The following is a 25,258-nucleotide window of genomic DNA, read 5'->3' as shown; positions in this document are numbered from 1 at the left end:
TTCGCCGCAAGAAGAATAGACCGATTCGGACGAATCCATAGGCCGATCTGGACAAGAAGGACCCCAGCGATTAAGCTCGATACAACAGGGAAAAAGACTGCCGGAAAATGCTTGTCCAAGCGGCAGCGAGAAACAGGATAGCAGCGGAGGAGGAGAACTAGTGCGGCGAAGCGTGGGGCGGTTGTTGGGCACGTATTTTTTTGAAGAAGAACTGCCGGTTTACGTCAACAGGGCGGCGGAGTCGTTCGATATGCTGGAGCATACGCACGATTTCGTCGAGCTGACCTATGTCTGCGAAGGAGCGGGCGTGCATTATATCGGCGAACACAACATGCGGGTTTCGCGGGGCGATGTCTTTTTCATTCCGGTTGGCGTCTCGCATGTGTTCCGCCCTGCGGCGCCCGGACGCGGCCGCGAACTGATCGTCTACAACTGTATTTTCCCGATCGGCTATTTGCTGCATCTGGAGCGCCTATTCCCCGATACCGCGCCGCTGCTCGCCCGGTTCCGCGAACCCGGCAGCGCCTGGTTCAAGCTGCGGGATTCCGGCGAATTCCACGGCTGGTTCAAGTCATTGTACCGGGAGTATACGGCGCGGCAGCCGGGCTGCGAAGCGGTACTGACCGCACTCGTGATCCGTATTCTGGTCGAGCTGTATCGCAAGCGCGCCGACGAATCCCCAAGCCGCGCGGGTGAAGATTCGGATAAGGCCGCGGCGGCATTGTTCGGGCACACCCGCAGCGGCTCGTCCGAAGCGTCGATCGGGCAGGCTATGCAGGAGATCGAACAGAGGTATGCGGAGACGCTCACGCTTGGCGAATTGGCGCGGCAGGCCGGTCTGAGCGAACGCCAGTTCAGCCGTCTGTTCGTGCGGCAGACCGGGCTGAACTTCTCGACCTTTTTGCAAAATACACGCGTCGAAGCCGCCTGCGCTCTCCTCTCCTCGTCGAACATGGGGATTGCGGAAATCGCGGCGGCTGTCGGTTACGGCGATTTGAAGTTTTTCTACCGGCTGTTCAAGCGCAAGACCGGCGTTACGCCGATGGCTTATCGTCGAAACGGCTAGCTTCCCATCAACCATTCCACGACCGGATACGAGATCAGATTGCGGTCCCGGTAAGCGGCGGCGACCGCATCGTCGTGACGGCTGAAGATCGCGTTCTGCAGCAGAACCGGACTGAAGCCGCGTTCGACCGCACCGTTGTACGTAAACTGCACGCAGTGCTCGACCGCGAATCCGGCCAGGATGACGCGTTCGACGCCGTGCTGCGCAAGCGTTTCTTCCAACTTTGTCTGCCAGAACGCATTCGAATATGCTTTGGACACGGCTTGATCGGGGGATTCGAATACAATCTCTTCGATTGTCCGGTAGCTGCTTTCCGTCTCTTCCGTCATGCCTTCGATATCCTGAATATGGATAATCGGATGACCGGCCGTGCGCATAACGCGAGATACATGGTTGATATATTCGCAAGCCTTGTCGATTTTGGACTGCGGTACGCCTTCCAAATGGACAATTTGCATATCAATAATCAAAAGAGCGATTTTCATTCAAGCTGTCCCTCCATTTTCGATCTCAAGAATCGGTTCTATAGAAATTTCGCCCCGCTACATCCGCTTCTCGATCTGAAATTCGGTCGTATGCCGCGAGATTTGCTGGGTGGTTACGATCGTCTGCCTGCCGTCTTTGCGGAAAAAGTATCCCGAGCCGTCCTGCTGCTCGAACGTCCAGCCGCGGCTTTCTATCAGGCTGCGGATTTCCTCGAGAACGCCGTCGTCGTCGGTCAGATACGTATTGAAACGGTCGTTCCCGTTTACGGCAACTAATTCCGCATTCGTCATCGTGAGCCTAGCCATCGCAAGTGCCGTGTCGGTTCCATACCTCGCGGCCGGAACCACGGCTCCCAGCAGCAGGATCAGACCGGCCGCGCCGGCCGCGTAGGCCGCGATTCGCTTATGTTTTTTCATCCTCATTCTCCTTTATCCAACTTCAGTTTCGAAAAAATCATCAAAACATAAAATGACGGCGGCTTTCATCGTGGTGGGAAGCTGTAGTTCGGTCGTCGTTCGTTATCCTTTCCCTGTCTCGAATGTATGCGTATTCAACTTTTGGACTCGTAGAAAATAATCCGGCTGCCGAACGGATCGGTCAGCGCAAGCTCGGGCCCGCCCCACGGCATGTGTTCCACGCCCGGTTTGAGAAAGGGATACGGCTTCGCCGTCAGTTCGCGGTGCAGCTCCCCGACATCGGCCGCCGCGATCCGGATCGCCGATCCGGGCGTGCAGTCGCCGTGGTGTCCGGACAGGTGCAGCACGGCCGCTCCTCTCGACACCTGAACATACAGCGGAAGCCCCGGCTCGAAACGATGTTCCCAACGGAATGTCAGGCTTCTTCCACCAACCGCCCGCTGAGCCAAAAAGATCCGGTCAGAATATCGCCTTCCCGGATCTCGCGTCCGCCGACCAACCGTTCGTCCGCAACCACGTCGATATCGCCGCCCAGCGTACGGACCAGCGCCCAATGAAAATACGTTTCGCTCATCTCGTTCTTGATCCATCCGGCCCGCAGCACCCTTCCGCTAAAAGCGGCCGTCGAGCCGGGTTCGCCGCCCTGGTCGTTTAATCCCGTCGCTACGAACGTCTCCGTTTGCAGAACCAACCCTCCCGAGGACCGTTCCAACTGATACGAATAATAATCCGCTTCGTTCGAGAACACCGTCAGCTCATGCGCGAACGCCGACAGCTGGACGGATCGAATCATCGGCGTCGTCAGCGAACCGTAGACATCCCGATCCGGCAGATCGAACAGAAACGCATACAACCCTTCGCCCGGACGCCCGGCCTCCGCTCCGGCCCAGGCGTAGAACGTTCCGTCCAGCTCGTTCGCTTCTTCCCGCCGAAGTTCGCCTTCGATTCCAACTTGCATCAGTCCGGCTCCGGTAAAATGCGGATGCATCCCGATCGCCACCTGTTCGCGGTCCAACTGAAGCCACAGTTCCGCTCCGCCTCCGGCCTGAAGCCGAACATAAGAGCCCTGCGGCGTCCGGATCGGCGTACCGTTCTTATAAGCGTAATCCGCCAATTTCAAAAAATCTTCTTCTTCCTGCATATGAAAACCAAGCGTCGTCATATGATTGATCATTCCGATCCCTCCCGGCTGCGTCAAAGGTAGTCTGCACGGCTTTGCGCTTGCATCTGGTTCCTATGCTAGAGGGCGGGGATGGGCAAGTCAACCCGCATCAGCTCCCGCCTGCTCATCCCGTAATCCCCAGCCAGTCGAACAGACGCATAATCAGCACGTATTCGCCGACGATGGCGATCGCGCAGAGGGCCACCATCAGCATCACTTGAGACTCGTTAATGGCATGATTCAGAGACCAGCCTGGCCGATACGTATCTTTGACCGCCTGCTCCATATCTTTGCGGTCACGAAACAAAATCCGCGACAACAGATTGACCAACGGTATGTTGACGACGAATAACACGATTAACAAAATGCCTTCCATACCCTCTCCCCCTTTAGAGGGAATACGAATTCAAGGTGCCTCAAGTTCCTTTTTAAGCATAAAAAGGAATATTTAACAGTCTCTTTTCCCGGGTCTCCACCCCGCCGTTTGACTCCATTTGCTCGCTGCGTACAAGATTCGCCAGACGATCGGATCTTTGCCGTCCACGTACAGATGCCGCTGGTCGGGCCGGGAATAACGTTGGGCCAGCGCATGCTTTTCCGAGGCATACAGATTGCGATAGGATTCATGCTCCCTGAGAAAGTCCCGAAACAGCAGCGCCGTCCGCTCGGACCAACTGCCCGACTCGCGCACATGGATATGGGTCCGCGGCTGTCCTTCTTTTTCGCGAAAATAACGTTTGGTTCGATCGGGATTGTCTGCGCGGTAAACGTATCCGGTCGATTCGATCGCCGGTGCGTAGATCATCGGTTCGAGCGCCGGCACGGAAATCTGGATATCGATCACCGGCTTGGCGTCGAGTCCGGGAACCGCCGTCGAACCGATGTGGTCGATTCGCAGTGCCCGGTCGCCGAGCGATTGGCGGAGTCTTCCGGCGATTTCTTGGAACTGACTTGGCCAGTTAGCGTCGTAGGGTACGACAATAACGGATTCTTTCACAGCCTGTCCTCCTCTTCATTCTGCAGACGGATCAGATACATTCCGTTCTCCAGTACATGTTCAGTCGTACGGCAGAACGTTTTCCTCCGTTATTTTCCATCCTTCGTCCGTTTTCGTCACCGTATGTACGGCAGTCTGGTCAATCGGGTAAAATGCGGCGCGATTTGTCCATTCCTGTCCTTTAAGCGCGTAATACAAAATATTGATGACACCGCCGTGTGTGACGAGCAGAACGTTTGCTTCTATCTCGCCTTTTTCGATCCGGTCGCACAGCTCTCCGAAAGCCCGGAGAATCCGTTCCTGAAAATGCGCCGGCGTCTCTCCTCCCGGATACGGACTGTCCATCTCAAGTGCATTGAAATAAAGGCCCGGGTATTTCGCTTCCGCTTTGGGATTCGGCATGCCGGCCAGATCGCCGTTGTTCATCTCCCGCCACTCTTGCGAATACACGCAGCGCAGCCCGGTTTTCTGTGCGATTTGCCGCGCCGTTTCGGCTGCTCTCGGAAGATCGCTGGCTATCAGGGTACGGATGCCGTACGTTTCCGAATGATCGCGCAAATAGTCTCCCAATCTCCCCGACTGGGCGATGCCTTCCTCCGTCAGTCCCCGGCGGCTCCAGCCTCCACGGTAGCCCTCTTCGTCCATCCCGTGCCTGACCAGGTAAATGTGCATGTTCTTCTCCTCCCTCATGCTGCTTGATGATAAGATGCCGCTTATCGCAGCGCCCTGCCCGTTCGGATCGCAAAAGCATAATCCGCTCTGCCCGCGTGCTCCGCCAATACGGCGGCACTTTCGAAATCATACGGAACCGTGATAGGCCGAACCTCCCAGCTTCCGTCGGGGCGCCGTTCAAGACTCGCGTAATCGGCATCCGGCGAACCGGATTCCATCGCATGCGGGAAAGGAAGCTCATCTTCGTAAGCCGGAAGTCCGACGCTGCCCGCGTTGACGATCGTCCGGCCGTCCGGCAGCTTTTTCGTTCGGAACACATGGCTGTGCCCACAAAAAATATAATCATGATCGAAGCCCGCAAGTTCGCTCGCAAGCTTCGCCGAACTTTTCAAGCGGACGCCTTCCTCCGTTACTTTTTCCAGCAGATAACGGTCGTTCGCTTCCGGCGTTCCATGGCAGAAAAAAAGATTGTCGAACGCGCGGGTCGCCGGAAAACTCCGAATCCATTCCAGCATATGGGGAGTCAGCCGCGGCTTCACAAAAGCGAACGTCGCGGAATCGGCGCTTTCCTGCAGCAGAATCTCGTCACAGTTGCCCTGGATATGCAGGATGCGGGAATCGCCCATCAGCAGCTCCGCCGTACCGACGGGATCGATCGGACCGAACAGGCTGTCTCCCAGATTTATGATCGTATCGATGCCCCGCCGGGAAATATCGTCCAACACCGCTCGCAGCGCCGGCGCATTGCCGTGAATATCCGAGATGACCGCAATCGACGCCGCTATCCGATCGCTCCCGCTGTCCAGCCGGCCCGAACCGGGATACTTGTGCTCCATTTGAAATACCGTCCTTTCGTCGAAAAATCAGAAACGCCATGACCTATCCATGCTTCCTAAGCAAGTCAAGACAGGCTGGAAAGAGAGTTCCAGGGCGGTTGGCCAAAATAACTGCAGGAGAACCTTTATTCGGAATACATTCTCGTCAAAAGCGAAATAACTGCCGAACAACCGTTATTTTGCACAAAAGAGTCCGGCATCGGGATGAAACAAGCAAATAACGGTTCGTGCGCAGCTATTTTCTCTCACTGTCGGCTCCCACTTGAACAAACGAAAAATCCCGTCGGGAAGTTGGGTTTCCGACGAGATTTTCCGAAGACGATTATTTTGTAGACAACGATAATCGCTCTTGTACCTTTGATTGGATGCCGTTTCGACAAAGGGTCGAATTTATACTTCCTTAATCACATACAGCACGCTCTTGAAATCGCCATCCAGCATCGGCAGCGACAGTCCGAAGTGCATCAGCTCGTCGCCTCCGTACACGCTGCCGCTCTCGCCCTGGCCGAGGCGGCCTTCGACGCTGTAGCGTTTGGTCGGGTCGAGTCCTTTGAGCTTCAGGCGGCGCAGCGGCGCGTAAGGTTCCCCCAGCACGCGGAAGTAGGCGGTGAACGCCTGCGAACGGTCTTCCGACACGTAAGCCCACGCCGTATCGTTGCCTTCGAACGGGCTTTTGATCCGGTAGAAGTCGCCGAACTGAATCAAATCGCGCAGTTCTTTGTACTGCTGCACCTGCGCTTTCACTTCCGTCTTCTCTTCTTCGGTGAACTTGGTCAGATCCAGTTCGTAGCCGAAGTTGCCGCTCATCGCGACATGGCCGCGCATTTCAAGCGGCGTGATGCGGCCGACCTGATGGTTCGGCACGGCCGATACGTGCGCGCCCATGCTGCTCGCCGGATAGACGATGCTGGTACCGTATTGGATCTTGAGACGTTCCACCGCGTCGCTGTCGTCGCTCGTCCACGTCTGCGGCATGTAATAGAGCATGCCCGGATCGAAACGTCCGCCGCCGCCCGAGCAGCTCTCGAACAGGATATGCGGGAAGCGCGTCACGATACGTTCCAGCACTCCGTACAGGCCGAGCATGTAGCGGTGCGCCGTCTCGCGCTGACGGTTCGGCGCCAGCAGTTCGGAACCGATCTCCGTCATATTGCGGTTCATGTCCCATTTGACGTAGGTGATCGGCGCGGATTCCAGCACTTTCGAGACGGAATCGACGATATAATCGCAGACGTCCTGACGCGACAGGTCGAGGATCAGCTGACGGCGCGCTTCGGTTCGGCTGCGGTTCGGCACATGCAGGCACCAGTCCGGGTGATTGCGGTACAGTTCGCTGTTCGGCGAGACCATTTCCGGTTCGAACCACAGGCCGAATTGCATGCCCGCCGCCGTGATGTCGCTCGCAAGCTTCGCCAATCCGTCCGGCAGTTTGCGGGAGTCTTCAAACCAGTCGCCGAGCGAGCTGTCGTCGCTGTCGCGCTTGCCGAACCAGCCGTCGTCGAGCACGAACAGCTCGATGCCGAGGTCCAGGCCGGCCGCCGCGATCTCCTTGATCTTGTCGGCATTGAAATCGAAATACGTCGCTTCCCAGTTGTTGACGAGAATCGGACGCGCTTTGTCGCGGAACTCGCCGCGGCTGAGCCGGGTGCGGTACAGCTTGTGGTACGTGCGCGACATGCCGCCGAGTCCTTCCGACGAGCGGACCATGACCGCTTCCGGCGTCTGGAACGCCTCGCCCGCTTCGAGTCTCCATTCGAAATCGAACGGCTGGACGCCGAGCTGGACACGCGTCGAGCCGAACGAATCCACTTCGGCCTGGCCGAGGAATCCGCCGCTGTATACGAGGCTGAATCCGTACACTTCGCCGAAGTCTTCGCCCGAGTCTTTGGCCAGCAGCGCGATAAACGGGTTCTGGTTGTGGCTGCTCGATCCGCGCTTGCTGTCGATACGGTGGATGCCCGGCACCAGTTCGCGTTTGTGGATATGGCGTTCGCGGATCCACGCGCCGGAGAGCTGCAGGAATTCGAATTCGCTGCGGTTGAAGTCGACGCTGACGCTGAGCGCGCGGCCCAGAGCGATCACGTCCTGGCCTTCGTTCGCGAAGCGCACGGAGCGGGTGATCGCGTCGATCTCATGGAACACGGTATAGCTCAGCACGGCACGCAGTCCGGTCAGCTCGTCGCGCAGATGGATATGCAGCGTATCCGCTTCGGAATCATTCTCGATATAGGTCGCAGGCAGGCCTTCGAGCTTCGGCTTGCCGGACACGATCTCATGGCGTTCGTACACCAGGCGGCTGATCGTCGATCCATCCGCGTAGCGGGCTTCGAACGCCGGTTCGCGGAAGTCGCCGCTGCCGTACGCCGGATATTCCTGCGGAAGCGTGTCGAGCGAGACGTGCATCGCTTCGGGGCTCAGGTTCGGGCTGAACGAGGCGCGCTCGATCGAATGGATCCGCCGCCCAAACGTTTCCTGGGACAGTTTCGGTCCCCAATACACATGGGCGGGATGAGCCGACTCCACGAGCTGAATGATATAACTGGACGCAGCGGACTGCAGGTGGAACGTTTGGGTTTGGGAATCATGGAAAATAGGCAAAGGAAAAGCCTCCGTTTCGGAATGGTTTGTGACGGGTTTCCACGGCTGCATGTTACAATGCGGCCCATTCCCGAACACTACTTCTACATTATAGAGGAAAGGCAATGCCAAGCCATATGTCAGGATGTATGATTTGCATGTCACCAAGCAAGATGAAAGTTTTGGAAAAAGAGACGCCGCCGCATCAGTCGTTCAACCGATAGCCGGCCGCGTAATTCCCCCACTCTTCCAGATTGTCCTGCCAGGCGTTCAACCCGTCATAGACGCCGACATAGACAACCGTGCCGTCGAGAATCAGAATCTGCATGCCGTTCTCCTCGTCCCAGGGACAGGAGCAGAGCAGATCGAGCGCGGGCACCTTCGGATCTTCGGGCTCGCTGATCCGCACTTCCGACAGTTCGAATGCCCCGAGTATCCCGCGCGGCTCCGCGATTTCCGCCAGCTGTTCCGAGTATGCGGCATCCGGCGAACCGGCGGCCGCATCCCGACAGAACTCGAACGTATACCGGCAGATGGCTTCGACTGCTTCTTCGCTTAACCCCAACAGCGATTCCGCGCATTTCTCCAAATAATCCGGCGTTACGCCGGGCTCTCCTTCTATTGCCGTAAATTTGCCGAATAACGGAACATGGATCTCGCCCCGGATTCCGTTTTCGTCTTCGACGACTTTTTGCAGCAGGTCCTTCATTTCATTCTTCCTCCAATCCCGAATCCACGCGCTCTTCGTTCGAGCCTACCCGACCACCCGCTCCAGATTCGCAAGCGTCGAAGCCAGTGCCTGCTCGTGTTCCCGCCGGCCGATGCCCGGCGGCACCCGTTCGCAGACGACCGTCACTTCCGTCCGTTCGCCGACCGGCGCAAGCGTCCAGGTCATTATCATTTCTCCGGCAAAAGCAGGATCGGGCGAATCGAAACGGAAAGCCTGCACGATCTTCTCTCCCGGAACCAGCTCTACAAAATGTCCTTCGACAATGTCCGTATCCGCCGACGATTTGCCTTCGAACGGACCCGAAGCGCCGGTATGCGTCAGCACCATCCGGTAAGCGCCTCCGGCGTACGGTTCGAAGCGTTCGATCCGGCCCCGCATGCCTTCCGGCGGCAGCCAACGCACCAGTACATCCGGATCGACAAACGCCCAGTAGACCGTTTTGGGCGGCACATGGATGATCCGGGAAGCCGTATCGGTTCGGGGGGCTCCGCCGGTCATCCGTCCGATACCATCCGCGGATTCGACCGGCCGAATCGGCGCCTCTGCCGAGACGCTCGTCTGCTCGCGTTCCGATTCCGGAATCGTGCCGATTCGCTGCATCTCGGGCAGGCTGAACGGCCGCAGCGCATGGAACAATCCCACCCCGGCCAGAACGGCGCCAAGCGTCCGGTAAGCGGCAATCCCGCTCTGCTGCACCAGCCAAAATCGGGTGCCGGAGTCGTATTCTTCGCCGCCCGTCAGCGAATCCGCCTGAGCGAGCCCAAGTTCCGTACTGCGGATCATAAGCAGCACTCCGACCACGCCGAGCAGCAGCGAGAGAATACGGAGCACGAGGGACAACGAGGATCTTTTCATGCGTGTCCTCCCTTAACAGCGGCTTTGCCGCATTTCTTGTCCATGCAGGGCGTACAATGACTTATTCCCCGATTACGAGATACGGCCGCTTGTAAAAAGGATTCGTCCGCCACAATTTTTCCAGCTCGGCAATCGGCAGCTTTCGGTTATAACCGCGCTGCCCGGGTGCGTTAATCCGGTGTTTGAGCGAATCCGCCAGATAGAAATGATCCCGGTCGTAGCCGACGACCGGCACGAAATGGGCGTATCTTTTGTCCGGATAGACTTTGATGAACACGATGACCGGAATACCGAGACTGACCCGCTTTTTGAGCGTATCCGAGTCTCCCCGGTAGAACGAAGCGCGGTAGCCGTGCCGTTTGAAAAACACCATAATCCCGCGCGGGTCTACGGTTCCGTCCAGCAGTTTGCGGGGATAACCCCTGTAGACTTCGCGTCCGTCCGTCTCGACTCCCAAATGCCGCATGACATAGGCGCTCGAGAAAGCGGCACATTCCGTGCCCGACTGCAGATCCGTGCGGTTGGGCGTATCGATCGTATAGGTTTCCGGCATGTCATCGGTCGAAACCGGGTCTTTTTGCGGCAGCGCGTGATAATGCCAGGCCAGCGCCGCAACGGCGGCTCCTCCGGCCCATGTGGACATTTTCATGGAATCCTCCCTTCCTCCTGCTTGATCGAATATCGATCTGCGCACACACAGGAATTCTCTGTTCATGCTGCCGTTTCCTGCCTCGGCCGGCTTCTTCCGGCTGTAGATCTCCTTAGAACCCCGCCCGTTCCAGAATCCGTTCCCCCGCCAGAAAAGGCCGGCATTTGTCCGCGCACAGCATCGGCATTCTTTCTCTCATCCAGTCGTGCATGCTGTCGTTGCCGAACTGGAATACATAATAGCCGATGATCGCGACCAGCATGAATCCGTCGATCTCCCGCAGCTGCGCATGGGTCCAGTTCCGGCCTCCGTAATACGCTTCCAAAAACAGTTCTCTCCGGTCGCTCGGCAGCATCATCGCCCCCATCGCCGTATCGGTCAGCCGGTAGCCTGTTCCGTAGAACCCGAAATCGATCAGCCGAATCTCTCCTTCTTCCGTTATAATCGTGTTGTTCAGCCCGATATCGCCATGGATCAGATCGGTCCCCCTATCGCCGCCGCGTCCCTCGAGCCGGGTATTGACCAGCCTCAGCGTCTCTTCGATCGTGTCCGCATCTTCCGCCGTGAACAGTCCTTTGCCCACTCCCGAGCGGATTACCCCGGCCATTTTATCGTTGTAGGCTCTGCCCTGATGCGGCCGCGCTTCCATTCCCGTCGGTCGGTATTGGGCAAAAAATTCATGCAGCTTCGCCAGCTGTCTGCCCAGCTTCCGTATATTGGCTTCCTCGTAGAGATCTTCCTTCACCAGATCGCGCCCGTCCAGCCAGGTAAGCAGCGAAACATTCAGCATCCGGCCGTCTTCCTCGAACACCGTGACCAGCTCTCCCTGCCTGTTGCGAACCGGGCTCTGCACTTTTTTGCGGCTCCAGATCCCCCACTGTTCCAGCATATCCAGCTCGGCCAGAATGCCTGCGTAACGATGCTGCAGCCCTCTCATTTCCGGAACAAAAGGATCGTGAATCCGCAGCAGATAGCTCGTTCCGGCTGCATCGCGCACCCGGTAGGTCCGGTTCTCGTTATGGCGCAGAAAAGTCGGTTCGGGCTGTTTGAGGTCGTATCGGTTCAACAGTTGGAGCAGTTTCTCCGTTTCCATCCGATCCACTCCTTCTTCCGTTTGGACGCATCCGTCCTTCTGTATAAATAGACGTCGGCGGTCGCCCGGGCGTTCGTTCCCTTATACAAAAAAAGACCGCTCCGAAGAGCGGCCCGCTGCTTGTGCAGCAAACTATTTCCCGGCCGACAGCAGAAACTTCTCCAGCGGCGCGGGATCCGTAATGCCTTTGTTGCAGGCCAGGTCGTCCATGCAGACGTACTGCCCGATCGAAGACAGATTGTCCGGCGAACTGCCTTTGAGTTTTACATGGAAGAACCCCAGCTCCTGGTGACGGTTGCAGAACACGCAGAAGCCTTTTTTGTTCGTTGCGGTGATCCGTCCTTCCACGCCGACGAATTCGCCTTCGCGCGGATAAACGATGAACAGGCGGTTGGTTGCGATATCGATCCATCTCAAATAAGTCGTGTGCCGATAATCGACGGTCGCAAGTTCCAGCACTTTCAGCTTTTTGGCTTTGGGAAACAGCTTCTGTACCTGCTTGGGCGTCACTTCGGGAAACGGCAGCAGGTACTCTTCGAGCGAATCGAGATACTCCTGAAGTTCGTGCGCCGCCTCGAAGGCCGACATCCGCTCCAGCAGTTCTCGCTGCGAAACTCCGAGTTCGCCGAATGCTTCAAGCACGTTCAGAACGGCCGTCTGGCGGACCGATGCAAGCACGCTTCGGTCTGCCACGCTGCGAAGCGTCTTGAACAGGAAATTGGCTTGTTTATGAATGACATTAAGTTGATGGTTATAAATGAACGGTGTTGGATGCTGCATAGCTTTCAGCCCCTTATTGATTGTTGGAAAAGCGAATAAGGTGCAAAGCCTGCGGAGTGAGACGTTGGTGCTTGAACCAGTACCTTGTCAAAGCTAAAAGTAAGGTTACGCCCCTGAATCGCACTTAAAGCGTGTGCGTTTCAGGCGAACGCAAACCTCGGATTAGATTCGGTCAACGTACCAGGGCGATCGATGTTCTTCTCGTCGCGCCCCACACGAAGTCCGCCCCTATTCAGGCTTCGCGCAAGGCCGTTCTAGCGAACGAGCAATCCGGCGGTGCCCACATTGCCACGGTCTAACCCCCCATACGAATGGTATAGGGGAAGTATAGCAGGGCAGGCCGACCCAGACAATCCTCGAATGTATTTCGCTGCCGGATCAACGGACAAACATGATGTAATCCACGTTTACCGGCGTATAGCCGTCTTGGCGAAGCTGCATATTGATCTGCCCCCTGTGGTATTGTCCGTGAAGAGCGACCTGCAGCAGAATATCTCCTACCGAATTTGTAAAAGGCGTGCCGCGGCTGTCTTTGTACGAAACGGGGCGGCTGGGATCGGAAGCTTCGGCGTCGGCCAGAAAGGCTTCGAAGCCTTCCGCGTTCCTGCGCATCAGTTCGGCGCACAAAGCGGCATCCGATTCCGACCAGATCGGCAGCTGCGAGCTGTCTGCGCCTTGAAGCCGAGTCAGCCAGACGCGCTCGGCATTCAGCAGATGCGTGAACAGCGTCAGCGGCTTGCCGGACGCTCCCGCATTTTGCAAAGCGGCGAGCAGCGTTTGATTGGCCCAATCGAGATGACGGAACATTTGACTGACCGGATCCATAGAGAGTCTCCTCCTCAGAAAAAGTGCAGATGTTCGGCGATCGCTTCGATCACCATGGCCCAATCGTCTTCGTGAAGTTCATGGCCGCTGCCTTCGAGAGTCAGCAGCTTCGCTCCCGGAATCCGATCGAACAGATACAGCCCGTGCTCATAAGGAAGAATCGGATCTTCCGTGCCGTGGATCACCAGAGCGGGAACGGAAATTTCTTTGGTCCGCCTCATATAGACTTCTCCGCCCGCCAGCTGGGCATGGTTGGTCATACTGCTCGGCCGTTCCGCCCGGTCGAAGTCCTGACCCGCAAGCTCGCCGGTTTTCTTCTCGTCAAAAGCATGTTTCGAACCGACCAGCACTCTCGAACGGTCGATCGAAAAGCGGACGAAGGCAGCCCGGTCCGTCAGATCCACGTCTCCCATCTGTGCAAAAAAGGCCGCCACTTTCTCTTCCATCGGAGGAAGATGCGCAGCAAAGTTGGACGAAGCCAGCAGGATGACGCTCCGAACCCGGTTCTGGTGCCGCAGGGCGACAATTTGTGCCAGCATGCCGCCAAGCGACATCCCCATGATATGCGCCTGCTCGATTTCGTACGCGTCCAGTACGGCGATCGCGTCGTCCGCCATATCTTCGAGCGTGTATCCGGGCTGCCCGGCATCGTAGACCGTCGAACGGCCGACATCGCGGTTGTCGTAGCGGATCACGAACAGCCCCCGGTCCGCCAACTGCCGGCAGAATTTCTCTTCCCACCAGATCATCGAAGACTGCGCGCCCATAATCAGGAGCAGCGCCGGATCTTCGGGATCTCCGAAACTTTCCGTGCAGATCGTGACGCCTTCTATCCGTATGTAGGTTTCGCTCAATTTATTTCCTCCTTTTCACTCCGGCCTGTTCGCCATTCCTGTTCCAAAATGCCCATTTCGATCAAGTTCCAGAAAGAATCCCCGTACCGGCGCGAATCGCGGATCAAGCCTTCCCGGACAAAGCCCGCTTTCTCGTAGCAGCTTAACGCGGAGCGGTTGAAGTCGAATACGCCCAAACCGATCCGGTGCAGGCCGAAATCCTCGAACCCGATTTGCAGAATCGCGCGCATCATCTGCAGGCCGTACCCTTTGCCCCTGTGCGGTTCGAAGAGCAGCACCCTGCCGACGCGGGCCGAACGGTTATGCCGGTCGAGAAAACCGAGCGAGAGATGCCCCACCGTTTCACCCGTGGACGATTCGACCGCTTTGTAGATGAACATCGAAGAGGTCTCGGGATCGTTGGCTTCGTTCAGATAAGCGGCAAGCTGATCTTCCGAGAGCGGGAAGCGAAAGCTCGGACCCGACCATTGCAGCAGAAACGCTTCGTCGCCGCTCCAGCGGATCAGCTGCCCGAAATCCGCCGGTTCGAAATATTGAAGAGTAATCATAACCTTCCTCCTTGGCTGCGTCCAGCATATACCGCTTATCCAATCGCCACGATCACGCTGGTCACCAGCATAAGAATGGACACCGGCGCCCAGATCCTTTTTTCCCAGACGCTTTTCGTGATCAGGTTCAGCAGTGTGGCCACTATCGAAAAAGCAACCACAAACCAGATGGCGCTTCGGCTGAAAGCCTGCCACTGCGGCAGCATGAGACCCGCCGCGCTCAGCACAATCAGGGCTAACGCCGCCAGGATCGCAATCTGAATCACGGCGGCGGCCCGCATCGCAGGAGGGAATCTGCCGGGATACCGGCCGCCCATCGCCATGCTTCCCCAAGGCATCCCCAGAGCGAGCATCAGTTGAAACAATATGACGGTTCCGATCAATACGGAGAACGCAACTGCCGATTCCACATGCCACAAATCCAATTCCTCCATTGCTTTAGAGTCAGATCAAGATCTGATCGAGATGATGCCGCGTATGATCGAGATAATCCCCGGCTAACCATTCAAGAGTCACGGAGGTCCCATCAGGCAGAATCACTTCTTGGTCGAACTTCTTTTCCTCCGCATTTTTCCAGACGCAGGCGATCTGCTTGTTCAACCCGCCCCATAACCGGATCAGCTCCGTGTGCGAATAATCGGCTTGATAGCCATGCAGCGACACCCACAGGTCCTGATTGTAACTCTCGATCCGGACCGGCTGATCATCCGTCATGATTTTCATGAATCTGTAATGGTTGTTTGCCGCCGAATCGCACAGATGGCCCAGTATTTCTTTTTTGGACCATTTGGAGGGAGAGGCTTTTCTGTTGAACTCCTCTTCGGTCAGTAAGCTTAATTCAGCCGGAACGCTGCGGATCAAATGATCCAGGTTTTCGATCAGGTTCGTTACGTTTTGCACGACAAGTCCTCCTTCACCGTTTTTCAGGCTTCGCTTTTCTAGCGGCAGTCCCTTTGCTCAACTGTGATCTTCGATCCGCACCAGCTTTTCTCCTTTTTTTTGAAAGACCGATTTTCCCCGGAGCTGCAGAACTTCGCCCGCTTGCATACCGTTGGGCAGATCCACCGCAAGCGTCGCTTCATAATCGATCTCGACTTCCGCTCCGCCCTGCGTGAATCCGATCTGTCGGATCGTTTGGCGCCGCTCCGAGAAGATCGGCACGGATTGTTCGGCCAGGGCGCGGAAGTCCGCAATGCCCAGGGTTTCGGTCGTCACTTCGCCCCGGGCGACGTTCAGGAAGCGGATCTCTTCATCCAATACGTCCAGCATGCCTTGAATATCGAACGTGTTATAAGCGCTCAAATACCGTTCAATCAGACGCTGCATCTCTTCGTTTTCCATACGGTCCACGCTCCCTGTTCATTTTTATAATAAAACCTCCCTTCGGAAGCCGTACCGTCTAGGCACGCTTTCAAAGGGAGGATTCATGCCGGGCATGCGCGGCTTGCTTTACATGCCGTTATAACGTTCGACTGCTTTGCCAATCAGCTGATTGAACGTCTCGGGGGTTCCTTCCGTACTGTCCAGGAACTGGCCGCTCAGATCGGAATCGGATACGGGTTCCTTGTTCTTGATCCGTTCGATGATATTCGAAGCGCCGACTTTGGCTTCGGTAGCCGCTTGCACATAGCTGCCGATGGAGAACTCGTTCAAGCCTTCTTTTTGAATCTGGTCTTTGTCTTTGGACAGAGTGGTCAGCGCGGTCAGATCCGCGGTCATCACATCGTATTTGGCTTTGAATTTCGCCAGATCAAGCTCCAGCACATTGGCGGCGTGAATCCCCTGCGCCTCGATCTCCATCGCCGTCGCTTCGGCGTCGATCATGAACTTCAAAGCATTGTACCGGATGTCCTGGCCGGCATTCTTGAATTCCTGCAGATCGGCCAGACGCTGCTCGTCGCCCATTTTCTGCAGAGCCGTATAATAGTCCTGGGCGGATTTGTCGTAAGCCTCATAAGCGGCCAGCAGTTTGGCGTGCAGCTCTTTGCCTTTGGCGAAGTCGTCGTCCACATACCCTTTGGAGTCATAATAGACTTTCATCCCGTCAAGAACGGCCAGCAGATCCTGAATGGCCGGAATCAGCTTGGCGGCCGCCGGGTCGGCACTCGCAAAAGCGGGCTTGCTGGCAATAAAGCCTTTGGCCTGATCGATCACAGCGCGGTCCTGCTCGACCACACCCAGCATAATAAAGCTGAAGTTATCTTCGATCACGGGCTGTTTCTCCGTGCCGAACTTCTCGAAATAATGAATCAGCACCTCGTCGATCCGGCCCCTCATCAGGTTGTTCAACATCACGTACGCATTATATTTCTCCATCTGTTCGCTCTCGCCTTGCGTTACGCCTGCAGCCGCAGGGCTCAGAGGAACGGCCGGGGCGGAACAAGCGGATAAGGCGGTTCCCAAACAAATAACGGCAATCATAAACGGCAGCTTTCTCAAGATCACGATTCCTCCGACTGGGTCATTTTACTTGCTCTCATCCGTATGTAAGATTCTTTGAATATTTCTCTTCAATTTTAGAAGGATTCGGCGGGAGGGTCTTGAGGCCGGAGGCGCAATCTTGCAAATCGCCTGCTGCCTTGTCCCGGGCACAGAAGGCCTTACCGCCCGGGATTTCTGTGCCGCTGTTCTCACAAGGACAAGTACCTTTTCAGCAATAAGGCGGCTTTGACCCGGTCATTGGTCCCGAGCTTGGCATAAATGTCGCTCAGATAATTTTTGACTGTGCCCTGGGTCAAGAACAGCTTCTCCGCCATTTCTTTGGAATTGTATCCTTCGATCAGCAGTTTGGCCAGATCGAGTTCCCTGGGCGTCAATTCAAACTCCCCGCCCGTCTGCTTGAACCGGCTGTGCTGGCTGCGAAGATTGAGCGCGAGTTTCTTGGCCGCTTTGCCCGTGAGGAGCAGGCTTCCGGACAGCGCTTCGTCGATCGATTGCACAAGCTTCTCGCCGTCGATATCTTTGAGCAGGTAGCCGGAGGCTCCGTTGCACAAAGCTTCTATAATATATTCGTCGTCGTCGAACGTCGTCAGGATCAGAATGATGAGGTCCGGGTACAAAGTTTTGATCGCTTCGGTAGTTTGGACACCGCCCATCCCGGGCATGCGAATATCCATCAGGATGATGTCGGGAACGACGTCAAGCAGCTGCTCCAGCGCTTCTTCGCCGGTCTGGGCCATTCCCACGATCTCGATCTCCGGTCTGATCGACAGCAGCGTGGCCAGCCCTTCCAGCATAATCCGGTGGTCGTCGACCAGCATCACGCCGATTCTGCGTTCATTCTCCATTATGCCTCTCCTCCGGCGATCGGCATGCGGGCATGAAGGGCAAATCCTCCCTTCGCTTCGCTGTGCAGCGTCAATTGCCCTCCGATCGCTTCGATTCGTTCTTCCATCGTCTTCAAGCCGAATCCGTAGGCCCACGCATCGCTGCCGCCGCCGTTATCCTCGACCCGAATATGAATGGTGTCCCGCTCTTCCATAATGGAAATTCCGATGGCGCTTGCCCGGCCGTGCTTCAGCGCATTCGTAATCGATTCCTTGATCAGATTGAGGATGACGTATTTCTGAACAGAGACGAGATGCGGCAGCTCTTCAAGATGCAGCGTAAATCGAACGTCCGTCTGCCGCTCGGCATCGGTCATGATCTTCCGGATCCCTTCTTCGAGTTCCAGGTCGCCGACCGTCCCTTCCGTGGCTTTGAGCGTCTTGGCCACCTGGCGGATATTGCCCAACCCCTCCTTCAACTGTTCCCGGGCCACCCGAATTTTGCGCAGCGATTCCTCGGGCCGTTTCTCGAACAGCAGCTGGGCTCCTTCCAGAGCGACGATCGCCGTCGTCAGCGTATGCCCTACCGTATCGTGCACCTCTTCCGCGATCCTCGTTCTTTCTTTTAAAGCCGCCATCTCTTCCCGGGTTCGGGCTTCCTGTTTCAAGGACTCGTTCAATCGAAGATTCACCTCTCTTTGGTTGAGCAGCAGCTTGGTACTCCAAATCGGAACAATCAGGAAGGAATAGCTCAGTACATGAAACATAGGGCTCCATAGATCGTTCCCGTCCGGCGGCCACAGGATCATGTAGACCAGATACCCGGCATACGCAAACGGAAACGCATACCAGGATTTGTAATGAAGCAGCAGATCCGCAATAAACAGAACAAATACGATATTCTCGACTTCCGTTCCTTTTCCAAAAAACAGCAGAAACAGCAGGACGATTTCAACGACAGGCGATGCGGCGGCAAGCAGCGGATACCCGCGATGCCGCATGATCCGCCTGGAATGACGCAGCACGTACAATCCGATCAGGATCGCCACCCCGACCAGGTCTTGGTAATGGGACAAGGACAGATATACCAGCAGCAGAGACGCGTAAGCGAACGCCAGCCCGTAGAAGAACAGTCTGGATGCTCTCGTATTGCTCAAAGTATGCACGGCGGAAAGGGGAATAGGAGCACACTCCTTCGCATGAATCATTTACATCAATCCCAGCACCACGGCCGTTACGGCGATCAACAGAGGAATGGCTTCCACTCCATGGATGATAACCGCCGGCCAGAAGCTCCGATATTTCGCGTTCAAAAATCCGTAGAAAAACGATCCGACGAGCAGCACCGGGATATCCGACATTTTGTGCAGGTGATAGGCGGCGAACAATACCCCGTTCATGGCCCAATCCCATTTTCCGAAAGCCCCTCTCATCTGGGGAAGCAGAATCCCGCGGAAAAACAATTCTTCCCCAAGCAGGTAGTTGAACAGACAGCTGACCAGCGCAATTCCGATCAGATACCAGGCGCCTACGAATTCGGGACTCACCAGGTTCTGAATATCGGCATAACCCGCCGGAGCCATAAAAGGGAACAGCCGGTTCAGCGTCGCGCCCACAAACGTGAACAACCCGGAACTTTCGAAGAAAAACGCGTACAAAATGATCGGAATCGTAAACGAGTACGCGAGTTTGTACACTTTGAACGTCTTCGGATGGATCGGATGATTCAGCCAGAGCCTTTTCTTCAGTTTCTCCCAGGTTAACGTGCCTAATTCTTTTTTTAAAATGATGACCGAGAGAACAAACTGCCACATCATGCCCACAATCATGAGCAGCCAGTACAGAATGCCCGGATGGATCGACACCACGGGAACCAGCCGCGGCATCAGGGCAAACCGGATCAAGAACATCGGCAGCGTGACCAGCGCCCATAACCCCAATATTTCCCCTACGCTGTAAGGCTTGACGGATACTTCGTTATTCAACTTGTCCACTCCTTCTTACTCGTATAAGTGCTGAAGCAAATATAGGAGAGAAGGCCGTCATATGAGAAGTGACGCTCGTCATAAGCTTGCGTGCCGGGCTGCGGTGCCGGGCTGCGGTGCCGGGCTGCGGTGCCGGGCTGCGGTGCCGGGCTGCGGTGCCGGGCTGCGGTGCCGTCCTGCGAAGACCGGGGCGGCAGCCGCTCAGGAAGAAACATCCGATTCCCGCAGCCGTCTCAAATACCGGGGACGGATCAGCAGGACACACAGAAGCTGCAGCGCAAGGAACGCGAAGCAGACCGTAACGGCAGGGCCGACCATCGACGAACGAAGCAGCGTATGCAGCGCGTAAAGCGCGGCCGAGCTGTAGAGAAAAGCAGCGGCGAGCGGCAGCAGGAACAGCAGCGCCAGCTGGGTATGGACGATTCGGCTCTGTTCGCGCCCGGTCAATCCGATCTTCCCGAGAAGGCGGAATTTCCGCTTCTCGTCGTTCAGGTCACGAAACAGGCGGAAGTGGAGCAGGCTTCCCGAAGCGGCCGCAAACACGCAGCAGACCGCTCCTCCGACAAAAAGCATCAACCCGTAGCTCTGCTTGAGCTTTTCCTCCAGATCGGCGGGCGAAGCGAATCCGAACCCGGCGGCCTGCGTCCGCTCCAACTGCCGGGCGATCGCCCGGCCCGTATCCGCCGCCGAATCGGAAGCCTCCGTCTCGTACACCGTCAAGAACTCTGCGCGCTTCGGGGTTCCCAACAAGCCGAAGATCCGATCGGGAACAATCAGCGGCGCTGCCTCGACAAAAGGAAGTTCGACCCCTCGGCCGGTCGGCTGCGGAGGCTTCGAAGCCGTCTGCAGGTCGGCAAGCCGGATATACTCGGACAGGCGGATCACGTTTCGGGAAGGCCCGCCGGCTGCGCCGAAATTCGCGATATGAACGGATGCTTTGCGGTAAGTAATCCCCTGTTCATCCAGCTCCCGCTCGATCGCTTCCGTATGGCGGGCGGCTTGCGCCGTATCGCCCGCGGTCTGGATATAGGCGTAGGCGAACGGATACGCTTCCGCCATCTGCCGGTGGATGGTCTGCAGGAAGCCGAGCAGCCCGCCCAGGGTGCAGATCGCGGCCGTCGTCAACAGGGTCACGAGACAGAACAGACGGGCATGGTCTCTCAGGCGGGCAGCCAGACCGGAGAAGACGATCAGATTGGTCCCGCGCAGCCAAATCGAGCGGCGGTTTCTTAACAGCCGAATCGCGAACACGCTCAGTTGGGTGTACAGCAGATAAGTGCCGACGGTGGTCATCAGCGCGGCCGGCAGCAGGGCGGAGACGACGTCTTCCCTCTGCACGAGAAAAGCTGTTCCGCACCCGGCGAACAGAAGAATGCACGCGGCCGCGGACAGCAGACCGGAAGCCCGGGGCTCGGATTCCGCTTGGCCATCGCCCTGCAGCAAAGTAAGCGGTCTGTTTGTCCGGACCGACGCGGCGCCAAATCCGGAAGCTGCGACAAACAGCGCTCCAAACGCCGACAGCGTCAGCAGTGCGGCTTCTGTCGGCAGATAAAACCGCAGCGGACGGATCCCCATCACTTCGGCTCCGATCATCAGGAACAGCCGGGCGAACAGCAGCCCGGCAGCAGTTCCTGCCGCCGTGGAAACGACGCCGATCCCCATATGCTCGAGAAACAGGATCTGCCGCAGCTGCTTTCCCGTCATCCCGTGCAGAACCAGCACGCCGAATTCCCGTCTGCGGGAGTTCAGGAATCCGCGGACGGAATAGAACACGAAGCAGACGGAGAATACATAGAGGACACCGGTTGCAGCTTTTACGGCCTGCACGGCCGAACGGTCGACGGACGGCTGTCCAAGCGCAGGATGGAACAGAAAAACGGCCAGCATAAAAAAGATCGTCACCGAAAACGTACTGCTCAGCAGAAAAGCGGCGTAGGCCCGCATATTCCGGGCGATCTGGCGAAACGCCAGCTGTCCAAGCGTCATCTACCGCGCCTCCCCCGCCAGATTCATCCATAGACGCACCGTCGTCCCCTGCCCCTGCCGGGATTCGATTTCGATCCGATGACCGAGCCGCGCGGCAATCTCCCGGACCAGATAAAGTCCCATGCCGGTCGATTCGCCGAACCGTCTTCCGTTCTCCCCTGTAAAATAGGGATCGAATACCCGGCCGAGATCCCCTCCCGGAATACCGACGCCGCTGTCGCGGATTTCAAGGCACGCTTCCCGGCCCTGCATATCCGCGGCGATCTCCATCCGGCTGCTTGTTCCGGCCGAATAGCGGACCGCATTGGTCAGAAGTTGGCCGATCGCAAAAGCCAGCCATTTCTCGTCGGTGAGGATCGTCAGCCGGTCATCCACCCGAATATCCGGGAACACGCGGTGGCGGATACACAAATTTTTGTGCTCGGCCGTCACGGTCCCGACCAGCCGGCCAAGAAGAACCGGCTCCACCGCAAAATCCTGCTCGAACGCTTCCAGGCGCGAGGTGTACAGCACCGTATCGAGTCCTTTTTTCAATTTGTCGATTTCTTCCCGAAGCCCGTCAAAAAAAGGATCGGGTTCCTGCCGAAGTGCCAGATGCATGACGGATAACGGGGTCTTCATCTGGTGTACCCATTGGTGGATAAACGTGATCTGGTCGCCGAGCTTCCTGCGGGACTGCCCAAGCTCTTCCTGATACAGGCGGTAATTCCGCTGCAGCAGATGCCCCAGCGCTTCCGCAAGCGGCGCGTTCCCGACGAATTCGGCCGATTCGGCCAGGGACGCGGAACGTGCCGCCAGTCTCCGGTAGAACCGGATATGCCGGACATACCGGAAGATCAGATACAGCGCGAACAGCGCCGTAGAGACCAGCGCGATATAGGCAAGGTCGAACGGATTGCGGACCCCGGACAGACGGCAGAGGTAGCCGGTCAGCAGAAGCTGGGCGGCGTACAGCAGGATCAGCGGCGTCTGCTCTCTCCAGAACAGCTTCATGGCTGCGTCCTCCAGATCGGCCGCAGTCTGTACCCGGCTCCCCGCACCGTTTCCAGCGCTTCTTCGATACCAAGCTCGGCTAATTTCTTGCGGATCCGCGTGACATTGACCGTCAGCGTATTGTCGTCCACGATCGGCTGGCCGTCCCACAGTTTGTCCAGCAGCCAATCGCGGCTGACCACTTTGGAACTGTTGTCCATCAGCGCTTCGATCAGCAGTCCTTCTTTGTGACTGAGCTCTACCGCTCTGCCGGCTAACGTCAGCTCAAGCCTCTCCGGATACAGCGCAAGCCCGGCGCATTCCACGATCCGTTCCTGCCGGCCCGGGGCATAGGAACCGTAAGCGCGGCGAAGCTGGCTCTTGATCTTGGCCATCACCCATTCGTAATCGAACGGTTTGGCCAGATAATCGTCCGCTCCGTGCTCGAGCGCCATGATCTGCTCCATTTTGCCGTCTCGGGCCGAGATGAACAGAACGGGACAGTTCGACACCTCGCGGATCCGTCTGCACCAGTAATACCCGTCGTAATAAGGCAGTTGGACATCAAGCAGAACGAGATCCGGACGGACGCTCTCGAACCGTTCGATCACCCGGTCGAATTCCCGCAGCACTTCGGCCCGGTAGCCGTATTTCTCGAGATGGGTTTGCAGCAGCTGCGCCAGTTTGAGATCGTCTTCCACAATCAGAATACTAAACATGGGACTCGGCTCCTTTGCGGATCAAAAAGTGGGAACAAGCCGGATCGGGCTTTCCGCTGTAAGCTATTATAACCGCAAGCGGTTCCCTTTCAAATGGACGGTCAACCGAAGCGGCGGACCCTCGGAGGCTGCCGGATTCAGGTGACGAACCGGAAAGCCGGCTGTAAGGAAAATCGATGGATGACGCGTCCTTTGCGAGGTAAGATCGAAGCATCTACCCGAGCGAACAGGAGGAGTCGAGGATGAGAGGAATTGCCTTGGTGGGAGCCGCGGTTGTGCTGATCCTGCTGGTTACCGCGCTTGCCTGCAAAAAAGAACGGTACCGGCTGCTGCGAAGATGCGCCTATGCCGGTATGGGGCTCGCGCTGGCCGGAACGGTCGGCCTGCTGTATGCTTTTCCCGTATTCAAGCTGCCCGAGCCGCAAGGCGATTATCCGGTAGGCACACAGGCGCTGTATCTCGTGGATACGGATCGGCAAGAAACGTTCGACGGGCCCGTTCAAGGGCACCGGGCTTTGATGGTCCAGATCTGGTACCCGGCTCAAGCCGGCACCGGAAAACCCGCCGCCTGGATTCCGGACCCCCGGATCCTGCCGTATATGGCTGCGCAGTACGGACTGCCCGAATTTACTTTTGACTATCTGGAGAAGGTGTCCGCCCATGCGTATCCACAGGCCGCCGTTTCTTCGGCGCGGCAGGCCTATCCGCTGATTCTCGCGAATCCCGGCAATGCTTCTTCGAGGTTCTTCCATACGTCGCAGGCCGAATACCTCGCCGCCCGCGGGTATATCGTAGCGGTGATCGACCATACCTACAATACTTTCGCCACCGAATTTCCCGACGGGAAGATCACAACCGCCGCAGCCGACAGCCTGTTCTCGCCCGACGACGATTATCGCACGGGAAGCGTGCAGCGCGATCGGCTGGGCCGCTTATTGACCGACGACGTCGCGTTTGTACTGGACCAGTTCGAACAGATGCAATCCGGGCAGATCCCGAGCGACCTGCAGGGCAAATTGGACCTCGGCCATATCGGGATATTCGGTCATTCGATCGGCGGAGCCGCCGCTTATGACGCTTCGTTCGATCCCCGAATCGCGGCCGGCATCGATCTGGATGGCGGGCTGTATCGTCTGCGCGAGCGGGGAGAACTACGGAAACCGTTCTTGTTTATTACCTCAGGCAGCTATTTCGGGAAACTGCGTCGGGTGCTGGAACAGCGTCCCTACACGGATGAAGAGATTGAAAGCATGGGTTCGACGCGGGAATGGGAAGAAGCCGCTGCGCAAGACAAGCGGCTGGAGCTCAAGCGGATGCAGGAAGCGGTTGAAGCGGGGGGACAGGCGCTGTATATCGAAAATACCGAACATCTGAACTTTACCGACGCCCAATTCCTTTCCCCGCTGTTCGCCCGCTTGGGCCTCACCGGAAAAATATCGCCCGAACGAGCCGATGCCGTAGTCAATGCCTATATGCTGGACTTTTTCGACCAACACCTCAAAAAGAAAGACGGCGTTCTGACGGGAAAACCCGACAGCCGATTCCCGGAAGTGAAATTTATCCGCTTTCCCTGAAGCTTGGCGGAATCGGCTGCCGGCCGAAATCTGCGACCCAATTCTTGGACCCGTTCGAGCATCCGGTATTCTTCGAAGTTCTCCTGGAAGTCCGGCTTGCCCTACAGCATACGGATCCGGCTCCATTCCACGTCCAAGATATGGAACAGCGTCTGCAGCAGACTGCCTTCGCTTCCGATTCGGGGGCGCAGCAGTTCTTCCGCCGATACC

29 protein-coding genes are annotated in these 25,258 nt (G+C 57.1%); 2 read left to right on the top strand and 27 right to left on the bottom strand.

All coding sequences use genetic code 11. The annotated features are described in order from the left end of the window. The first annotated feature begins 160 nt into the window (after nucleotides 1-160). Entirely contained in the window at nucleotides 161-1,066 is a 906-nt protein-coding gene (locus tag HOP44_RS13880; protein WP_343059891.1) for a helix-turn-helix domain-containing protein, read from the top strand. Here HOP44_RS13880 and HOP44_RS13875 read toward each other — a convergent pair. The 27 genes from HOP44_RS13875 to HOP44_RS13745 form a co-directional block, all read right to left on the bottom strand. Then, nucleotides 1,063-1,551: a cysteine hydrolase family protein gene (locus HOP44_RS13875; protein ID WP_172254329.1), complete on the bottom strand. Its 489-nt coding sequence runs from the start codon at nucleotides 1,549-1,551 to the stop codon at nucleotides 1,063-1,065. The genes HOP44_RS13880 and HOP44_RS13875 overlap by 4 nt on opposite strands. A gap of 57 nt (nucleotides 1,552-1,608) precedes the next feature. Continuing rightward, nucleotides 1,609-1,968 (bottom strand): type II toxin-antitoxin system HicA family toxin, encoded by a 360-nt coding sequence (locus HOP44_RS13870; RefSeq protein WP_172254327.1) that lies wholly within the window; start codon nucleotides 1,966-1,968, stop codon nucleotides 1,609-1,611. A 134-nt stretch (nucleotides 1,969-2,102) separates the two neighbouring features. Continuing rightward, the gene (locus tag HOP44_RS13865; protein ID WP_246369817.1) at nucleotides 2,103-2,417 is read right to left on the bottom strand and encodes a glyoxalase superfamily protein; all 315 of its coding nucleotides are present in this window, start codon (nucleotides 2,415-2,417) and stop codon (nucleotides 2,103-2,105) included. Further along, nucleotides 2,384-3,142 (bottom strand): hypothetical protein, encoded by a 759-nt coding sequence (locus tag HOP44_RS22820; RefSeq protein WP_172254325.1) that lies wholly within the window; start codon nucleotides 3,140-3,142, stop codon nucleotides 2,384-2,386. The genes HOP44_RS13865 and HOP44_RS22820 overlap by 34 nt, the downstream gene beginning before the upstream one ends. Nucleotides 3,143-3,254: 112 nt before the next feature. Then, nucleotides 3,255-3,506, bottom strand: a complete 252-nt coding sequence (locus HOP44_RS13855) for a hypothetical protein (protein ID WP_172254323.1) — start codon at nucleotides 3,504-3,506, stop codon at nucleotides 3,255-3,257. A 72-nt stretch (nucleotides 3,507-3,578) separates the two neighbouring features. Continuing rightward, nucleotides 3,579-4,127, bottom strand: a complete 549-nt coding sequence (locus HOP44_RS13850) for a GrpB family protein (protein ID WP_172254321.1) — start codon at nucleotides 4,125-4,127, stop codon at nucleotides 3,579-3,581. A gap of 60 nt (nucleotides 4,128-4,187) precedes the next feature. After that, entirely contained in the window at nucleotides 4,188-4,799 is a 612-nt protein-coding gene (locus tag HOP44_RS13845) for a histidine phosphatase family protein (protein WP_172254319.1), read from the bottom strand. 41 nt (nucleotides 4,800-4,840) lie between these two features. After that, nucleotides 4,841-5,635, bottom strand: coding sequence for a metallophosphoesterase family protein (locus HOP44_RS13840; RefSeq protein WP_172254317.1), 795 nt, complete (start codon nucleotides 5,633-5,635; stop codon nucleotides 4,841-4,843). Between the two features lie 390 nt (nucleotides 5,636-6,025). Next, nucleotides 6,026-8,233, bottom strand: a complete 2,208-nt coding sequence (locus HOP44_RS13835) for an alpha-galactosidase (RefSeq protein ID WP_172254315.1) — start codon at nucleotides 8,231-8,233, stop codon at nucleotides 6,026-6,028. A 184-nt stretch (nucleotides 8,234-8,417) separates the two neighbouring features. Beyond that, the gene (locus tag HOP44_RS13830) at nucleotides 8,418-8,921 is read right to left on the bottom strand and encodes a DUF6985 domain-containing protein (RefSeq protein ID WP_172254313.1); all 504 of its coding nucleotides are present in this window, start codon (nucleotides 8,919-8,921) and stop codon (nucleotides 8,418-8,420) included. A 45-nt stretch (nucleotides 8,922-8,966) separates the two neighbouring features. Continuing rightward, a complete protein-coding gene (locus tag HOP44_RS22815) occupies nucleotides 8,967-9,797 on the bottom strand; it encodes an SRPBCC family protein (RefSeq protein ID WP_246369816.1) in 831 nt (276 codons plus the stop codon). 61 nt (nucleotides 9,798-9,858) lie between these two features. Further along, complete coding sequence (locus HOP44_RS13820; RefSeq protein WP_172254311.1) at nucleotides 9,859-10,446, bottom strand: cysteine peptidase family C39 domain-containing protein; 588 nt, start codon at nucleotides 10,444-10,446, stop codon at nucleotides 9,859-9,861. A 112-nt stretch (nucleotides 10,447-10,558) separates the two neighbouring features. Continuing rightward, nucleotides 10,559-11,539: a phosphotransferase enzyme family protein gene (locus HOP44_RS13815; protein ID WP_172254309.1), complete on the bottom strand. Its 981-nt coding sequence runs from the start codon at nucleotides 11,537-11,539 to the stop codon at nucleotides 10,559-10,561. Between the two features lie 132 nt (nucleotides 11,540-11,671). Continuing rightward, a complete protein-coding gene (locus tag HOP44_RS13810; RefSeq protein WP_172254307.1) occupies nucleotides 11,672-12,319 on the bottom strand; it encodes a FusB/FusC family EF-G-binding protein in 648 nt (215 codons plus the stop codon). 378 nt (nucleotides 12,320-12,697) lie between these two features. After that, on the bottom strand, nucleotides 12,698-13,144 hold the full coding sequence (locus HOP44_RS13805) for a DinB family protein (protein ID WP_172254305.1): 447 nt from the start codon (nucleotides 13,142-13,144) through the stop codon (nucleotides 12,698-12,700). Nucleotides 13,145-13,158: 14 nt separating this feature from the next. Beyond that, nucleotides 13,159-13,998 (bottom strand): alpha/beta fold macrolide esterase, encoded by an 840-nt coding sequence (mle, locus tag HOP44_RS13800; protein ID WP_172254303.1) that lies wholly within the window; start codon nucleotides 13,996-13,998, stop codon nucleotides 13,159-13,161. Further along, entirely contained in the window at nucleotides 13,995-14,546 is a 552-nt protein-coding gene (locus HOP44_RS13795) for a GNAT family N-acetyltransferase (RefSeq protein ID WP_172254301.1), read from the bottom strand. The genes mle and HOP44_RS13795 overlap by 4 nt, the downstream gene beginning before the upstream one ends. Before the next feature lie 35 nt (nucleotides 14,547-14,581). Continuing rightward, on the bottom strand, nucleotides 14,582-14,956 hold the full coding sequence (locus tag HOP44_RS13790) for a hypothetical protein (RefSeq protein ID WP_343059906.1): 375 nt from the start codon (nucleotides 14,954-14,956) through the stop codon (nucleotides 14,582-14,584). A 34-nt stretch (nucleotides 14,957-14,990) separates the two neighbouring features. Beyond that, nucleotides 14,991-15,446, bottom strand: a complete 456-nt coding sequence (locus HOP44_RS13785) for a DinB family protein (protein ID WP_343059888.1) — start codon at nucleotides 15,444-15,446, stop codon at nucleotides 14,991-14,993. A 57-nt stretch (nucleotides 15,447-15,503) separates the two neighbouring features. Next, nucleotides 15,504-15,887 (bottom strand): nuclear transport factor 2 family protein, encoded by a 384-nt coding sequence (locus HOP44_RS13780; RefSeq protein WP_172254297.1) that lies wholly within the window; start codon nucleotides 15,885-15,887, stop codon nucleotides 15,504-15,506. Nucleotides 15,888-15,995: 108 nt separating this feature from the next. Then, nucleotides 15,996-16,991, bottom strand: coding sequence for a YiiG family protein (locus HOP44_RS13775; protein ID WP_343059887.1), 996 nt, complete (start codon nucleotides 16,989-16,991; stop codon nucleotides 15,996-15,998). A gap of 185 nt (nucleotides 16,992-17,176) precedes the next feature. Beyond that, on the bottom strand, nucleotides 17,177-17,833 hold the full coding sequence (locus HOP44_RS13770; RefSeq protein WP_172254295.1) for a response regulator transcription factor: 657 nt from the start codon (nucleotides 17,831-17,833) through the stop codon (nucleotides 17,177-17,179). Then, nucleotides 17,833-19,020 carry a sensor histidine kinase gene (locus tag HOP44_RS13765; RefSeq protein WP_172254293.1) on the bottom strand — a complete coding sequence of 396 codons (1,188 nt, stop codon included), beginning with the start codon at nucleotides 19,018-19,020 and terminating at the stop codon, nucleotides 17,833-17,835. The genes HOP44_RS13770 and HOP44_RS13765 overlap by 1 nt, the downstream gene beginning before the upstream one ends. Next, entirely contained in the window at nucleotides 19,021-19,797 is a 777-nt protein-coding gene (locus tag HOP44_RS13760; protein WP_172254291.1) for a CPBP family intramembrane glutamic endopeptidase, read from the bottom strand. A gap of 201 nt (nucleotides 19,798-19,998) precedes the next feature. Beyond that, entirely contained in the window at nucleotides 19,999-21,783 is a 1,785-nt protein-coding gene (locus HOP44_RS13755; protein WP_172254289.1) for an FtsX-like permease family protein, read from the bottom strand. Continuing rightward, nucleotides 21,784-22,776 carry a sensor histidine kinase gene (locus tag HOP44_RS13750; protein WP_172254287.1) on the bottom strand — a complete coding sequence of 331 codons (993 nt, stop codon included), beginning with the start codon at nucleotides 22,774-22,776 and terminating at the stop codon, nucleotides 21,784-21,786. After that, entirely contained in the window at nucleotides 22,773-23,474 is a 702-nt protein-coding gene (locus tag HOP44_RS13745) for a response regulator transcription factor (protein WP_172254285.1), read from the bottom strand. Before HOP44_RS13745 ends, HOP44_RS13750 begins: the two co-directional genes overlap by 4 nt. 242 nt (nucleotides 23,475-23,716) lie before the next feature. On the opposite strand from HOP44_RS13745, the gene HOP44_RS13740 reads away from it, so the two are divergent. Further along, complete coding sequence (locus HOP44_RS13740) at nucleotides 23,717-25,048, top strand: alpha/beta hydrolase family protein (protein WP_172254283.1); 1,332 nt, start codon at nucleotides 23,717-23,719, stop codon at nucleotides 25,046-25,048. Nucleotides 25,049-25,258: the final 210 nt, after the last annotated feature.

Origin of the sequence: Saccharibacillus deserti (assembly GCF_013618475.1) — a bacterium.
GTDB classification, from domain to species: Bacteria; Bacillota; Bacilli; order Paenibacillales; family Paenibacillaceae; genus Saccharibacillus; species Saccharibacillus deserti.
This window is presented reverse-complemented; position numbering and strand designations above follow the sequence as displayed.